Source organism: Planktothrix tepida PCC 9214, assembly GCF_900009145.1.
Taxonomy (GTDB): domain Bacteria; phylum Cyanobacteriota; class Cyanobacteriia; order Cyanobacteriales; family Microcoleaceae; genus Planktothrix; species Planktothrix tepida.
Genome location: NZ_LN889782.1, coordinates 1,406,218 through 1,421,805 on the forward strand (window position 1 = coordinate 1,406,218; position 15,588 = coordinate 1,421,805).

Here is a 15,588-nt window from a genome sequence, read left to right on the forward strand (position 1 = left end):
ACCTTTTTTGGCTGTCAAGGTTCAAGAACGATTCAAAAACATTAATTTTATAATCAATTTAATCTAATCAAGATCAAAGAATGAACCGACTTTTTACTTACCTATACCCTCAAGCGTTTTTCACTTCCAAGCCAATTCAGGAAATTGCTTTTGAAACGTTTTCTCTTCCTTACTACAACCAAGTTCGACATACCCTTGCACAATCCCTTCGCGACTACCCAGTTTTATCCTTGAGAAAAGCACAAGTTGTTGATTATCTCAGGGTTCATACCCATCATTATCTACGAAAGTTAGCTCTCAAAGCGCGTGATCAACCCTTAGACGAGATCAGTCTATCCTTACCTGAATTAAGTATTGAATGCCGAGGATTGGAATACGCGATACCGGGTTATCTTTATGGCTTAGGAGGAATGTTAGAAGCCATTGACCAAATGAAACGAGGAATTGTTGAGCGTGCCTATTGTTTTAGTATGGTGGGTCATCATGCTCATCCAGATTGGGGACATGGTTATTGTCTTCTTAATCCTCTGGCTGCTGCAACTCGATATGCTCAACTTCAGGGATTTGCCAAAATACTAATCATTGATTGGGATATTCATCATGGAGATGGAACTCAGGCAATTTTTAGTCATGATCCCAGTGTTTATTGTATTAGTATTCACAATGCTGTCGATCTTTATATGGCGAAAGCTTCCGATTTGAAAGTGGGAACAACGGATGCTGCTCAAGTCGTTGGACACTGTAATATTCCGATTATTCCTGCATCTTTTCCCATTGAAGTTTTACAAGAAGAAGGGATTACAGGAACGTTTTATTATGGTTATGAAAGTCTGAATAAGTTTCAAAAAGCGTTGGAAAAAATGCCTTGGCAACCGAATCTAATTGCTATTTTTTCCGGTTATGATTCCCATCAAGAAGATTGTGGTGCAAGTACGACAGGTTGGACAAATGATGACTTCTGTAAACTGACTCAAATTACGCTAGATTTTGCCAATAAACATGAATGTCCAGTTCTGTCCTGTCATGGGGGTGGCTATAATTTACCCGTCACCGTTTCAGCCACACTTTCTCATCTCAAAACATTAGCAACTTACGTTGGACGTGCGGTTATTTAAAGTTATTAGTATTGTTTTTAGGATTTTCTAGCAAGATGGGCTTTACCCATCCTACGAGCTTATTGTTTCCAGGTTTCGTGCCAGATTTTTCCCCCCACTTCCACACCACACAGGTCGCTGGTGGCTTCCAAAATCATACGGTTTTTAGCTGTTAATTGCAAGTGAATTTTTCCGTGCATGGTATCTCGACAGCGAAAGATTAATCCTTGTTCTGTTGGTGCTCTTAATAACGTTCCAGGGTAATCCGTTGTTGCGATTAATGACACTTCATACTGTTCATTTTTAGCATTCATCACCCATTTTCCCCAAGGTTCAATTTCCCAATGTACCTCGGAATTCCAAGGCCCAAATTCATAAAATTTGCCTTGATAATGAATCCCGACCAAAGCAACGGATTCAGACCACCATAACACCCCCCGTTGTCCACCTCCTGCGGTTAAGGCTAAATCCGGTTCTCCATCAAAACTATTACAATTGACCCAAAACCATTGTTTCGGAAAACTACCTCCCCAATTTTTTTCGCTGTAAGCGGGAGCCTTTTCAAACTCATAAATTCTCCCATTCCAATTAATCCAACCTGTTGCTAAACCATGAGCCATTAAAATTTGCCATCCGGGTTCAAAAATTTGTAAAAAAGATAACCATCCGGCCGTTGATTGTTGGGGTTGATTAGGATTTCCCCATCCATAAATCGGTTGAATTTGATATTGCCAATGACAAAATTGATTTGTAGCGGGCTCAGATAATTTTCCTTGATGAAAGGTGGCGGTTCCTTGATAGCCTTGGTGAATATAACGCTCAAAAATTTGGGGTTCTAAATATCCGGGGGAGGCGGTTAAATCGGTTTTTCCCCAATGTCCTAATGCCAGTTGATCGGAAGTTGCCCAAAATTTTTTAACATCAGGAAAGGTTCGACATAAATATTGATCATCTGGCCCTAAAATTTGCGCGGCTCCCCCACTATGGGGTTGATTTCCTCTCGGATCTTCGATAGAATACATAAAGGCAAACGTTTGTTTTTCCGGGGGTAAGGTCACTCGATAATACCACCCTTCAAAAAAACGGCGATCGCTTCCATCCCAATGATATCCACTATGGGGCGTTTGTAAAGAATTCAATTGACGAATCAAATTAAACATCAATAATCCTACACCAATAAACGATCAAGACCTATTAAAATTATAGAGTAGGGAACAGGGAACAGGGAACAGGGAACAGGGAAAAAATAACCGCAGTATTAGTATTTTAGGGTATTTCTATACCTAAATTATGGCTTTGAGTGCTATCCTTAAATCATGAATAAAAATCAAAATCGTAGTGAGTCCTTTAGGACTCTCTTCCCTATCTTAAATCTTAAATTAAGAAAGCCCTGAAGGGCTTACTACAGGTTATGAATGATATTCCAGGTTGGCGTTTATCTTTAACAAGTGCATTACACCGAAATCGCCATTTAGTTTATTCCCGTTATTTCCAATTAGCCACGGTTGGTTTAGAAGGTCGTCCCGCAAATAGAACGGTTGTTTTTCGGGGGTTTTTACCGGAAACAAATCAACTGCAAATAATTACGGATAGTCGCAGTCAAAAAGTTAATCAAATTCAGAATCATTCTTGGGGAGAAGTTTGTTGGTATTTTCCAGAAACCCGTGAGCAATTTCGCCTGTTAGGTGAATTAAAATTGATTTCCGATAGTTATCCTGATTTAACGTTAACCACCGCTAGAACAACCCTTTGGCAATTTTTATCAAATGCGGCGAAACAACAATTTTACTGGCCAGATTCTCGCCAACCTCGTTCAGAATCTACCGCTTTTCACCCCCTAGCCATTATTCCCCTTGAACCTCCGTCTAATTTTATTTTATTATTACTTGAACCCCAGGAAGTTGATCATTTAGAACTCCAAGGAGAACCTCAAAATCGAACGTTTTATTATTATGATTCTGAACAAGGTTGGTTAGCAGAAATTGTTAATCCCTAAACAGGCTGTTAACAGTCAACAGTCAACAGCCAACCTTTGATCTCAATTTCCTCTGGAGGCTTTAACATTGGGTACAGCAGAGCCATAATTGACTCGACACCCCAAATTAAATAAACTGGAACTACATTCTAGGGGAACAACCTGATCTCCTAATAATGCACTACAGCTAACATAATTATCATTATTTGTATCTTTCAAAACACATTCAATGGGTTTTGCACCCGAACTATTTGTCCACATTTTCATTCCCAATTCGGCGACATAATGTTGATAAAAGAAAGCAAAAATTCCAATTCCTAACAGCACAATTGCCCCTAAGGTAATTCTGACTTTCCAACTACTCAGAATATTCCCCAAAAACCCTTTGATACTGTCCATGATTGATGCAGTCATCGGGGTTGCTGTATCTACAGGTTGATTCTCTGTCATAGTATCGTTCCTCTAAAATAAGGGCTGCTGAGGTTAAATCCGGTTTAAGTTTAACGCTCAGGGTCTTACTTTCGTATTTTAACTGACTTTATCGAAGTTCAGACTGGATTTACACCAATAGGTATAGGGATTTTTAGGGACATCCCATTAATATACCAATACTATTCGGCTTTAATTTTATCTAATAATTGATAAAAAGGTTGCCAATTATCCTCAACGGTAATCGGTTCCCAAATTGCCTCAATTTCAGGACGAACAATCACCACTTGAGGATTATAGTCTTTTAACCGTTGTTTGATTTCATCTAGTTCAGGATAGGATAAAGTTTGTAAATGATGATAATACAGTTGTCGCCAACGATCTAAATGCTGCATGGGTTCAGCGTCTTTTAAAATATTTTGCGGTTCGTCTTGCCATTGCTCACAAAACTGTTCTCGCAGTTGAATAAAAAAGTCATGATAATGAATCAAATTATCTTTCAGTAAATTAATCGTAATTTGCAAAAGTTCTTCCGCTTCTGGTGTGGGAATTTGGGAAAATCCTAAACGATTAATCATCCGTTGACGATAGAAATCTCGATAATATTGTTGAAATAAAGTTAACCCGGCTTGAAGGTCTTCTGAAGGAATGACTAAAGATAAGGGTTTTTGTAATAACTCTAAGTTTCCTTCACAAACAAAGGGTTGATTTCCATAACAATATAATCCCCCATAATCAAAATAAGCGGCGGTAAATCGGAGGTTATAGTGAGGCATAAAGGCGTAGGGGCCATAATCGAAACTTTCCCCCGTAATTGACAGATTATCGGTATTTAAGACCCCATGACAAAACCCTGAAGCCATCCATTGTGCGGCTAATTCTGCGACTCGTTTGACTAATTCCGCATAAAATAAAGCATAGCGATCGCGTTCTGATGTTAAATTAGAATAATAATAAGTAATGACATGATCTAACAATTTTTCGATTAAATCCGGTCGTTTAAAATAGTGTAGTCGTTCAAAGGTTCCGAAGCGAATATGAGAGCGACTAAACCGCACCATAACGGATGAGCGAGTCGGGGAAGGTTCATCTCCTCGCCACAGTTGTTCCCCGGTTTCAATTAAACTTAAACATCGAGAAGTTCTTACCTTCATGCGATGTAACATTTCAGCCGCTAAAACTTCCCGCACTCCCCCTTTTAAGGTTAGTCTTCCGTCGGCATTTCTGGAGTAGGGCGTTCTTCCCGATCCCTTTGTTCCAAAATCATATAATTCCCCATCAATTCCCCGCACTTGACCATATAAAAACCCCCGCCCATCTCCCAAATAGGGGTTATATTCTCCAAATTGATAACCGTGATAGCGCATGGCTAATAACGGTTGCACGGTTTCAAATTTGCCAAAGGCTTCGATACAATGCTCGTCTGTAACGGTTTCCGGGTTAAGTCCTAACTGGGTTAAAACTGCATCATTACGGAACCGCAGGATATGGAGCGGAAACTCACTCGCTGCTACAACATCGGAATAGTCACCGCCTAACGCCTCAAATGCGGGTTCATAGTCGAGGTGCAGGAACGGATTAGACATAAAATCCCCAATGATAACTTATTGACAATATTAGCCTGATTTTCAAACCCTGTCAATTTCTTATGTTTAAAAATCTTAAATTCCCTATCAGATATCCAGGGATAAATGCTATTATTTTTCAGGAATCATTAACCCTATCTCAATATTTTTAAATAGAGTAATAAAACAGGAGTAAAGCTCATGAGTGAATTAATTAAGGCAATTCAAACAGGAGAAATTGAGAAAGTTCAAGCTTGTTTAAATCAAACCCTTGATCTAAATGCTCAGGATGAAAACGGAAATACGGCATTAATTACCGCCATTAATTTAGGACAAAAAGAGATAGTAAAACTATTATTAGAAGTCGGAGCCAATGTCAACAGTAGCGATAATGATGGTTGGACTCCCTTAATGGAAGCCTCAGCGAGTGGGAACTTAGAAATCGTGCAGTTATTATTAGATTCTGGTGCAGAGATTAACGCTAAAACCAATTTTGATTTAACCGTATTAATGGCAGCCGCAGGAAGCGGACATCAACCGATTGTCGAATTCTTATTAAATCGAGGAGCAGATTTAACCGCTAAAGATCAGAATAGTTGGACAGCTTTAATTTGGGCTGCTTCTGAGAAACATACCGAGGTTGTAGAATACATTAAACAATTTCGAGATCATCATTAAAATAGGGAAGGTGAAGCGGGCAGGGATACCCGCTTACAATCCACTATCTAACCGTCTTATTCGTCCTCATCATCCTCATCATCTTCGTATTCATCATCAATCAACTCATCATCGAGAATAGAGGACAATAAGGGATCATCTTCACTATCTTCATAGAACGCTTTACTGGTTTTACCCGGTTTCGCAGGAGGAGTTTCCCGTTCAAAACTGCTATAAACCCGTGCGGTTTGGTCATCCAAGACCACATCTCGCAGTTCGTCTTCGTCCTCTTCATCCAAATACAAACTGCCATTATCAAAGCCATAGTCGGCATTCCCCGCTTCCTCATAGGCATTGAAACCAGTTCCGGCTGGAATCAGACGTCCGATAATCACGTTCTCCTTCAGACCCCGTAACCAGTCGGATTTTCCTTCGATAGCGGCTTCCGTCAACACCCGTGTAGTTTCTTGGAAACTGGCGGCGGAAATAAAGCTATCGGTATTTAAGGAGGCTTTGGTAATCCCCAATAATACAGGCGTATATTTCGCCGGGGCACTTCCGGTAATGGACATGGCATCATTCACCTGTTCCACCTGGCGCAATTCCACCAGTTCACCAGGTAACATCGTCGTATCTCCCCCATCGTCAATCCGAACTTTCGAGGTCATCTGACGGACAATCACCTCAATATGCTTATCGGAAATATCAATTCCCTGGGACTGATACACCGACTGCACCTCGTTCACCAAGAACGTCTGACACTTTTGGAAACTGCCCAAGGCCGCATCATACATTCCTTCAGCTTGTTCGAGATAATGATCATAGAACACTTCCAAAATCTCGTGGGGGTTAGAAGGGCCATCGGTCAGGGGTTGCCCCGCATCTACTTTTTGACCATCAGACACTAACGGGGTTTGACCAGAGGTTAAGGGATAATCCGTAACAGTGCCATCGCTTTCAACTACCCGCAATTCGGGAACATCTTCATCCATCGATACTTGGGCGGTTCCTGGGCGACGGGCTAAAATACAAGCTTCCTTGGGTTTACGAGCTTCTAACAATTCTTCAATTCGAGGCAACCCTTGAATAATATCCCCGGTTTTCGCTCGTTCAAACACCAGTAACACCAGGTTATCCCCCCGTTGTACCAAATCTCCATCTTTAACATGGAGAATTGCACCCGGAGACACCCGGTAAGGACGACCTCGACGCATGGTAATTTGATTTCCCGTTACAGGGGTTGTTCCTGCACCGACAATTTTGTCGCCCAACGCAATGACTTGGCCCGACTCCGGCAAAATCATCCCTGGAGCAATTTCAGCCCCTTCAACCAACAGTTGACCGAGTTTCACATCCGGTTTCACACCTTCTGGAAAATCAATAGTGGTTTGGTCAATATCCCGTACCACTAAACAACGGCGCAGAATTTCCGTCCCCGACCGAATCCCCTGAATAATCCCATATTCCTTACACAGAATCTCGGTGCGGGTGACAACAGCCCCTTTCTCAATTTCCAGTCCATCATGAACCAGTAACCGCGTCCGGGTGCTTCCCTGAGTCGCATCAGCCGTTACGTCCCGACGAATCACCAAAGATTCTAAAATCACTAACTGTAACCGCATGACATCGGGGCTACTTTCATCGGGAAGTAACTCAATATCAGCGGCTAACTGCGGAGCTTCCGTGCCAATACTAATCACCAACTGGGTTCGCAGGAGTTCCACCCCTTCCACAGACCGCACCCGTTCCCCATCTTTGTAGGTTAACCGTTGTACCGCCCGCAGAGCAATAGACTCATTTAAAGACTCCTGAGATGGAACCGGGGGAGTTTCAGGAACGCTAAACTCCACAACGGGACGCAACAGCAAGGCGGGGCCTTCGGGGGTTTCTACATATTCCACATAATGCAACTCTGGAGAGATAATCCCTGGAATCACCTCTTGACCGGGATTGACAATCTGACCATCAATCGCCATCACCATTTCCGGGTCATCCACTAAATGCAGTTCGCCCGGTTTGATCACGATTTCCCGCAGAATATCATTTTTCTGAGTTACTTCTATGACCCCATTGGTTTGACAGAAGATGTCTTTAACCACTTCGGTTCCAGCTTCTACATACTGCCCATCCTCAGTTAACAGTAAGGAAATATCCTTATTCACCTCATGGCATTCTTCAGGAATCCATAACAGAGTTCCTCCCTGGGTGACTTCATAACCTTGTTTCCCCTTACCGCGTTTAGCGACTTCCACCCCAGCGTATTTGATAATCCCCCCGGTTTTTGTCCGGTAGCTGTCGTCCATGAGTTCCGCAATCACATCATGGTTTTCCACCTTGGAACCGGGACTAACTTTCAGCAGGAAGCGGTGGTTGCTATTGGTCTCAATAATATATTGTTCCCGTCCCTGCATTTGTACCAACCGCACCAAGGCTTCATCCAGGAGCACAGAGGCGGTAATAATCTCAATTTCACGCGGTAACTCATCGGGGCTAATTTGTTCGCGAATTCGGACTAATCCCCCATGTTCAGAGACGAGTTTGGTTTGGGCGAGAACGCTTCCCGGTTCTACTGAATCTCCGTTTTTAACCGCAGGTTCAGCCCCAGGAGGTAAGTTATAAACTTCTCCGCCTAAAACCCAAATCAGACCCCCCCGTTGGGCGATGCGGGTCATATTTCCTTGACGGTCGGTTTTTTCTTCGGGAACCACATCCGCAAATTTGACTTCCCCAGCCAAATCCGTGGCTACGTCTTTTGTAGCTTTTTCCGTTGTCTTCCGGGCTGTCCGACCTCCGGCGGGAATTTCAGCTAAGATTTGGTCAGCTTTGACCCGTTGACCATCTTGAACAACAATGGTTGTCCCTTGGGAGAGGCTGTGTTTTTCTTGTTTTTTCTCTCCATTGTCCACCAGAATATGGCCATTGCTTTCCACAATGAACGCATCATCTCCGTGACGGGTACGGAAGGGACGGGCGCGTAAGGTTTTCGGGAACTTAACGACTCCATCCCCATGGGCACGAATCACCGCAGCGGCTTCGGCGGTAAAGACCCCCCCGGTGTGGAATGTCCGCATCGTTAACTGGGTTCCGGGTTCGCCAATACTTTGAGCCGCGATAATTCCAATGGCTTCCCCTAAATCAACGTTATGACCGTGGGCTAAACTCCACCCATAGCAAGTTTGACAGACAGAACGGTTCGCTTCGCAGGTCAGGGGTGAGCGTAAAAACACCTCTTGAACCCCAGCATTCTGAATAGCGACGGCTAATTCTTCACTAACAGCTTGATTTTTAACCGCCTGTTCCCCTTGATATTCAACAATTTCTCCGGTTTCCGGGTGGCGAACATCTTCCCCTAACACCCGACCCATTAATCGGTCTTTCAGGGGAATTAATACCCGGTCGCCATCGGTCATACTGCGAATGCGAATCCCCCGTGTTGTTCCACAGTCAATTTCCCGCAGAATCACATCTTGGGAAACGTCTACTAAACGACGGGTTAAATAGCCGGAGTCGGCGGTTCGTAAGGCGGTATCCACCAACCCTTTCCGTGCACCGTAGGAGGAAATAATATATTCAGTAACGGTTAAGCCTTCACGGAAGTTGGTTTTAATCGGTAAGTCGATAATTTCCCCTTGGGGGTCAGCCATCAATCCCCGCATTCCCACTAACTGACGAACTTGGGAAATATTTCCCCGTGCGCCAGAGAATGCCATCATATAAACGGAGTTTAACGGATTACTAGCCTTGAAGTTTTCCACCACATGATCTTTCAAGGTTTCGGAAGTACCATTCCAAGTATCAATTACCTTTTGGAAGCGTTCAACTTCGGTAATTTCCCCTTTCATATAACGGCGTTCCGTGTTGCGAATTTCTTCTTCCGCTTCTTCTAAGAGTGCTCGTTTGGACGGGGGAACTTGTAAGTCATCCACACTAATCGAAACCCCGGCTTTTGTGGCATAGCGGAATCCCAAATCCTTTAATTCATCAGCAATTTGGGCGGTTCTGGCTGTACCATGATTCATAAAAGCCCAGGACATTAATTTTTTTAATTGTCCTTTATCAATAACTTGATTCCGAAAGATTTTTTTGTTAGTCATGATTGAGTAAAAAGGGAACAGGGAACAGGGAACAGGGAACAGATTTTTAGGATTTAGACGTGTCAGATACCTTAATTGGCAGTGGTATATCAGTCTTTTCAGCAATCAGTGGTAGAGACGCGCCATGGCGCGTCTGTACTCAGTTTTAAGTTTTGAATTTTAATCTTTAGTCTTGAGTTAATCGTTGTTAGCTGTTAACTCAAGACTATTAATGATTAACAATTCACGCTTTACTGATTATTGATGACTGAAAACACGGTTTTATTGAAAATCACCCGTCCTGGGGTGGTACGAATATATTGAGTTAGAATATTACCCTCCTTATCTTCTCGAACTCGACGTAAGAGTTTACCCGTTTTCTTACCCACATAGGTTTTAGTAATTATCCCAGTGATGGCATCCTCCTGTTCAATATTGACCTGTTCTGCTTCATCGGATAACATTTCCCCCTCAAAGCGTACCATCACATAGGAATGTAACTCTAAAGACCCTTGTTGATAAGCAACAATGACATCCTCCAAATCGGCAAAATAACGCTCTTTTTGATCTTTAAATTTTGGATTTTCTGCGGTTAGATAGTAACATCCCAAGACCATATCCTGACTGGGGGTAACAATCGGTCGTCCCGTCGCCGGAGATAGAATATTATTGGAAGCTAACATCAACAATCGGGCTTCAGCTTGAGATTCAATGGAGAGGGGAACGTGAACGGCCATTTGGTCACCGTCAAAGTCCGCGTTAAAGGCTGGACACACTAACGGATGCAACTGAATCGCCCGACCATCGACTAAAATGGGTTCAAAGGCTTGAATCCCTAAACGGTGCAAGGTCGGGGCACGGTTTAACATCACCGGATGTCCTGAAATCACTTCTTCTAAAACATCCCAAACACTGGCATCGTTGCGTTGAATCAGTTTTTTCGCCGCTTTAATATTATTGACTAATCCTTGACGAATTAAGCGATTAATCACAAAGGGTTGGAACAATTCAATCGCCATTTCACGGGGTAAACCGCACTGGTGCATTTTTAATTTGGGCCCCACCACGATGACAGAACGACCGGAATAATCTACCCGTTTTCCTAATAAGTTTTGGCGGAATCGTCCCTGCTTCCCTTCAATAATATCCGACAAAGATTTTAACGGTCGATTATTAGCTCCAACTACCGTCCGACCCCGACGACCGTTATCAATTAAGGCATCAACCGCCTCCTGTAACATCCGTTTTTCGTTACGGATAATAATTTCAGGAGCTAGAATTTCTTGTAATCGAGCTAATCGATTATTGCGGTTAATCACCCGACGATATAAATCGTTTAAATCCGAGGTGGCAAATCGTCCCCCATCCAACTGCACCATCGGGCGTAAATCAGGAGGAATGACGGGAATTACATTCAAAACCATCCAATCTGGTTTAGAACCCGTTGCCACAAAGTTATCAATTACCCGCAGCCGTTTAATTAGTTTGGCGCGTTTTTGTCCTTTAGCTACGGCAATTTCTTCTCGCAGTTTTTCGGCTTCTTCTTCTAAGGGGATATCCTCTAATAAACGGGCAATGGCTTCCGCCCCAATTCCCACTTCAATTCCCGTTAAAGTGGATTCTTCACTATAAATTTGGTCTTCAATTTCTAACCAAGTATCTTCTGTTAATAACTGTTTATAGGACAAGCTATCATGGTTTCCTGGATTTAACACCACATAGGCGTTAAAATAAACCACTTGCTCCACATCCCGTAATGGCATATCTAATAGAATAGCCATATAACTCGGAATCCCTTTGAGATACCAAACATGGGTAACCGGAGCCGCTAATTTGATATAACCCATGCGATGGCGACGGACACGGGATTCTGTGACTTCTACGCCACAGCGTTCGCAGACAATTCCACGATGTCTGACCCGTTTATATTTTCCACAATGGCATTCCCAATCCTTGGCAGGGCCAAAAATTCGTTCACAAAATAACCCATCCATCTCCGGTTTTAGCGTTCTGTAATTGATGGTTTCGGGTTTGGTGACTTCTCCCACCACTTGACCATTCGGCAGCGTTCTCTCTCCCCACTGACGAATTCGTTCTGGAGACGCTAATCCAATTTTAACGTAATCAAACCGTTGTTCAAGTTTAGCCATGTTTCAGTTATCAGTTATCAGTTATCAGTTATCAGTTATCAGTTATCAGTTATCAGTTATCAGTTATGTGGTTTTTAGCTAACATTTATAAACGACTAACTATCAACCATCAACTCTTCATTGACAACTGACAACTGGTAGAGACGCGCCATGGCGCGTCTCTACACTGATTATTCGTCTTCTTCTTCCACTGAACTACTTAAGTCATAAGTGGGTTTAGCGGGGGCAAAGTTATTGGCTGTGTAGGTCATGCGGGTGGCGGGGATATCAGCCATTAAGTCTACTTCCACATCTCGACTTCCTCCTTCGTCGGTGGTTTCCACTTTATGTACCGCAATATCCAAACACAAAGATTGCAACTCCCGCATCAACACTTTGAAGGATTCTGGTGTTCCGGGACGGGGAATGGTTTTGCCCTTAACAATAGCGTTGAGGGCTTCGTTGCGTCCTTGCATATCGTCGGATTTGACCGTTAACAACTCCTGTAAGGTATAAGCGGCCCCAAAGGCTTCCAACGCCCACACCTCCATTTCTCCAAACCGTTGACCTCCTTGTTGCGCTTTCCCTCCCAAGGGTTGTTGCGTTACCAACGAGTAAGGGCCAGTAGACCGGGCGTGAATCTTATCATCGACTAAGTGAACCAGTTTCAGCATATAGGCAATACCGACAGTCACGGGTTGGTCAAAGGGTTCTCCAGTGCGACCATCATAAACTAAGGTTTTCCCCGGATAATTTTCATCAAATAACCAATTTTTCTTGACCTTATCACGGGCTTCGCGTAATTTCGCATGAACCGTTTCCCGTGACATTTCAGACCCGTGCATTTCATCAAAGGGAACGACTTTAAACCGTTTTTTCAGGTTTTGACCCGCCCACCCTAATAAACACTCAAAGATTTGACCGACGTTCATCCGGCTGGGTACACCCAAAGGATTTAACACAATATCCACTGGGCGACCATCGGGCAAATAGGGCATATCCTCAATGGGCAAAATCCGAGACACAATTCCTTTATTTCCGTGTCGTCCGGCCATTTTATCCCCAACTTGGATTTTGCGTTTTTGGGCAACATAGACCCGCACCACCATATTGGCACCGGGGGGAAGTTCGTCTCCTTGTTCACGAGTAAACACCCGCACATCCACAACCCGACCTTTTTCACCGTTGGGAACCCGCAGGGAGTTATCGCGCACATCCCGTGCTTTTTCTCCGAAAATCGCCCGCAGGAGTTTTTCTTCCGGGGGTTGGTCAGATTCCCCTTTGGGAGTGACTTTCCCGACTAAAATATCGCCAGACTCAACCCAAGCTCCAACTCGGATAATTCCACTACCATCGAGTTGACGCAGGGAATCTTCCCCAACGTTAGGAATTTCACGGGTAATTTCTTCCGGGCCGAGTTTGGTTTGTCGAGCTTCAATTTCGTATTTTTCAACGTGGATGGAGGTGTAAATATCTTGTTGAACGAGACGCTCACTAATTAAAATCGCGTCTTCGTAGTTATACCCTTCCCAAGGCATATAGGTGACTAAGATATTGTGACCGAGGGCGAGTTCTGCCCCTTCCGTTGAGGAACCATCGGCTAACACCTGACCTGCCACAACCTGATCTCCTTCATAAACCAACGGACGCTGGTTTAAACAAGTATCTTGGTTAGAACGTTGATATTTCTGTAACTCATATTCGTATTCCTTACCGTTGTTATCGATAACTCGAATACAAGACCCGTCAATATAACTAACCTCCCCATCTGTCCGAGACACAATCACCATCCCACTGTCACGGGCTGCTTGAGCTTCTAATCCCGTTCCTACTAAGGGCCGTTCAGGACGTAACAAAGGTACAGCCTGACGCTGCATATTAGACCCCATCAAAGCTCGGTTAGCGTCGTCGTGTTCGAGGAAAGGAATTAAAGAGGTTGCTACAGACACGATTTGCACCGGAGACACGGCAGCATAGTCTACCTGGGTGGGAGTCGTTGTTGTGAATTCCTGGCGATACCGTACTGGAACAATATCTCCTAAAATTGTCCCCTCGGCATCGGTGCGGATATCCCCCGGCGCGACCCGCAAATCGTCTTCTTCGTCGGCGGTCATGTACACCGCAGGTAAATCTCGGCGGACTTTGCCATTCTCAACTTTATTGTAAGGAGTGGCAATAAATCCGTAGGGATTGACCCGTGCTAAGGTTGCCAAAGACCCAATTAATCCGGCGTTTGGCCCCTCTGGGGTTTCAATGGGACAAATCCGACCGTAGTGGCTAGGGTGAATATCTCGAACAGCAAACCCCGCCCGTTCACGGGTTAATCCTCCAGGGCCAAGGGCGGATAAACGACGTTTATGGGTCAGTTCCGCCAAGGGATTTGTCTGATCCATAAACTGCGATAATTGAGAACTACCGAAAAACTCTTTAATCGCGGCAACAAGGGGTTTGGGGTTAACCAAAGACGCAGGAGTTAAAGCATCAGCATCACTCACCGTCATCCGTTCCCGAATAATCCGTTCTAAACGGTTTAACCCAACCCGGACTTGGTTTTGCAGCAGTTCACCCACCGAACGTACCCGACGATTTCCTAAGTGGTCAATATCATCGGTTTCGCCGATATCGTATTCCAAGTTAACTAAATAATCGATAGCCGCCAGAATATCAGTAGAGGTCAAAACCCGTGTGGTATCAGGAATGGTCAACCGCAGTTTTTTATTGAGTTTATAGCGTCCCACCCGACCCAAATCATAGCGTTTGGCATCGAAGAAACGGTTATTGAGTAACTGTTCCCCTCCGGCTACCGTTGGGGGTTCCCCAGGACGGAGTTTGCGGTACAGTTCCATTAAGGCGTCGTCTTCGGTAAATTCTCCTTCCCGTTCAATGGTTTTTTCAAAGTATTCGGGATGGCGTAACGCATCAAAAATTTCGTTATTAGTAAGACCCAAAGCTTTTAATAAAACTTGGGCTGATAGTTTTCGGGTTTTATCAATTCTCACCCACACTAAATCATTTTTATCGGTTTCAAATTTTAACCAAGCCCCTCGGTTAGGAATTAAGGACGCGCTATAAGTCCGCCGTCCGTTTTTATCAATTTCAGATTTATAATAAACCCCCGGACTTCTGACAATTTGATTAACAATAACTCGTTCTGCCCCGTTGATGATAAAGGTTCCCCGTTCTGTCATCAAGGGTAAGTCTCCAATAAAGACTTCTTGTTCTTTAATCTCTCCAGTTTCTTTATTAATTAAACGAGTGGGAACATACATCTGAACGGCATAGGTACTATCCCGCCGTTTCGCTTCATCAACGTCATATTTAGGGCGTTTGAGTTTATAGTCTTTGGCTAAAAAATGCAGTTCCAATTTACCGGTATAGTCGGTAATCGGAGAGAAACTTTCTAATTCTTCAATCAGCCCCGCTTCCAAAAACCAACGAAAGCTTGACCGTTGAATTTCAATTAAGTCAGGAAGCAAAAAAGTAGGTTCGTTGTGGGTTAGATTTGCCATTTATCAGTTATTAGTTATCAGTTATCAGTTATCAGTTATCAGTTATCAGTTATCAGTTATCAGTTATCAGTTATCAGTTATCAGTTATCAATGAAGAGTTAATGGTTGATAGTTAGTCGTTTATAAATGTTAGCTAAAAACCACAAAACTCATAACT

9 protein-coding genes are annotated in these 15,588 nt (G+C 43.6%); 3 read left to right on the plus strand and 6 right to left on the minus strand.

Features of this window, described 5'->3' with window-relative positions:
• The first annotated feature begins 80 nt into the window (after positions 1-80).
• Positions 81-1,115, plus strand: a complete 1,035-nt coding sequence (locus PL9214_RS09140; RefSeq protein WP_072718433.1) for a histone deacetylase family protein — start codon at positions 81-83, stop codon at positions 1,113-1,115.
• Positions 1,116-1,174: 59 nt separating this feature from the next.
• Here the strand turns inward: PL9214_RS09140 and PL9214_RS09145 are convergent, their stop codons facing one another.
• Positions 1,175-2,254: a tocopherol cyclase family protein gene (locus PL9214_RS09145; RefSeq protein WP_072718434.1), complete on the minus strand. Its 1,080-nt coding sequence runs from the start codon at positions 2,252-2,254 to the stop codon at positions 1,175-1,177.
• 251 nt (positions 2,255-2,505) lie between these two features.
• Between PL9214_RS09145 and PL9214_RS09150 the strand changes: the two genes are divergently transcribed.
• Complete coding sequence (locus tag PL9214_RS09150) at positions 2,506-3,090, plus strand: Npun_F5749 family FMN-dependent PPOX-type flavoprotein (RefSeq protein ID WP_072718435.1); 585 nt, start codon at positions 2,506-2,508, stop codon at positions 3,088-3,090.
• A gap of 42 nt (positions 3,091-3,132) precedes the next feature.
• On the opposite strand, the gene PL9214_RS09155 is transcribed toward PL9214_RS09150, so the two are convergent.
• Positions 3,133-3,519, minus strand: a complete 387-nt coding sequence (locus tag PL9214_RS09155; protein WP_072718436.1) for a hypothetical protein — start codon at positions 3,517-3,519, stop codon at positions 3,133-3,135.
• 161 nt (positions 3,520-3,680) lie between these two features.
• A complete protein-coding gene (locus tag PL9214_RS09160) occupies positions 3,681-5,084 on the minus strand; it encodes a protein adenylyltransferase SelO (RefSeq protein WP_072718437.1) in 1,404 nt (467 codons plus the stop codon).
• A gap of 180 nt (positions 5,085-5,264) precedes the next feature.
• Between PL9214_RS09160 and PL9214_RS09165 the strand changes: the two genes are divergently transcribed.
• Positions 5,265-5,741 carry an ankyrin repeat domain-containing protein gene (locus PL9214_RS09165; protein ID WP_072718438.1) on the plus strand — a complete coding sequence of 159 codons (477 nt, stop codon included), beginning with the start codon at positions 5,265-5,267 and terminating at the stop codon, positions 5,739-5,741.
• A gap of 56 nt (positions 5,742-5,797) precedes the next feature.
• Here the strand turns inward: PL9214_RS09165 and PL9214_RS09170 are convergent, their stop codons facing one another.
• The 3 genes from PL9214_RS09170 to rpoB all read right to left on the minus strand — a co-directional run bounded on the left by PL9214_RS09170 (position 5,798) and on the right by rpoB (position 15,431).
• A complete protein-coding gene (locus tag PL9214_RS09170; RefSeq protein ID WP_139295023.1) occupies positions 5,798-9,817 on the minus strand; it encodes a DNA-directed RNA polymerase subunit beta' in 4,020 nt (1,339 codons plus the stop codon).
• A 227-nt stretch (positions 9,818-10,044) separates the two neighbouring features.
• Complete coding sequence (locus PL9214_RS09175) at positions 10,045-11,943, minus strand: DNA-directed RNA polymerase subunit gamma (RefSeq protein WP_072718440.1); 1,899 nt, start codon at positions 11,941-11,943, stop codon at positions 10,045-10,047.
• 170 nt (positions 11,944-12,113) lie between these two features.
• Positions 12,114-15,431 carry a DNA-directed RNA polymerase subunit beta gene (rpoB, locus tag PL9214_RS09180; RefSeq protein WP_072718441.1) on the minus strand — a complete coding sequence of 1,106 codons (3,318 nt, stop codon included), beginning with the start codon at positions 15,429-15,431 and terminating at the stop codon, positions 12,114-12,116.
• Between the last annotated feature and the right edge of the window lie 157 nt (positions 15,432-15,588).

Coding starts and splice junctions, on each gene's coding strand:
- PL9214_RS09160 (WP_072718437.1), bottom strand. CDS start 5,084: ATGTCTAATCCGTTCCTGCACCTCGACTATGAACCCGCATTTGAGGCG.
- PL9214_RS09150 (WP_072718435.1), top strand. CDS start 2,506: ATGAATGATATTCCAGGTTGGCGTTTATCTTTAACAAGTGCATTACAC.
- PL9214_RS09140 (WP_072718433.1), top strand. CDS start 81: ATGAACCGACTTTTTACTTACCTATACCCTCAAGCGTTTTTCACTTCC.
- PL9214_RS09145 (WP_072718434.1), bottom strand. CDS start 2,254: ATGTTTAATTTGATTCGTCAATTGAATTCTTTACAAACGCCCCATAGT.
- PL9214_RS09165 (WP_072718438.1), top strand. CDS start 5,265: ATGAGTGAATTAATTAAGGCAATTCAAACAGGAGAAATTGAGAAAGTT.
- PL9214_RS09175 (WP_072718440.1), bottom strand. CDS start 11,943: ATGGCTAAACTTGAACAACGGTTTGATTACGTTAAAATTGGATTAGCG.
- PL9214_RS09155 (WP_072718436.1), bottom strand. CDS start 3,519: ATGACAGAGAATCAACCTGTAGATACAGCAACCCCGATGACTGCATCA.
- rpoB (WP_072718441.1), bottom strand. CDS start 15,431: ATGGCAAATCTAACCCACAACGAACCTACTTTTTTGCTTCCTGACTTA.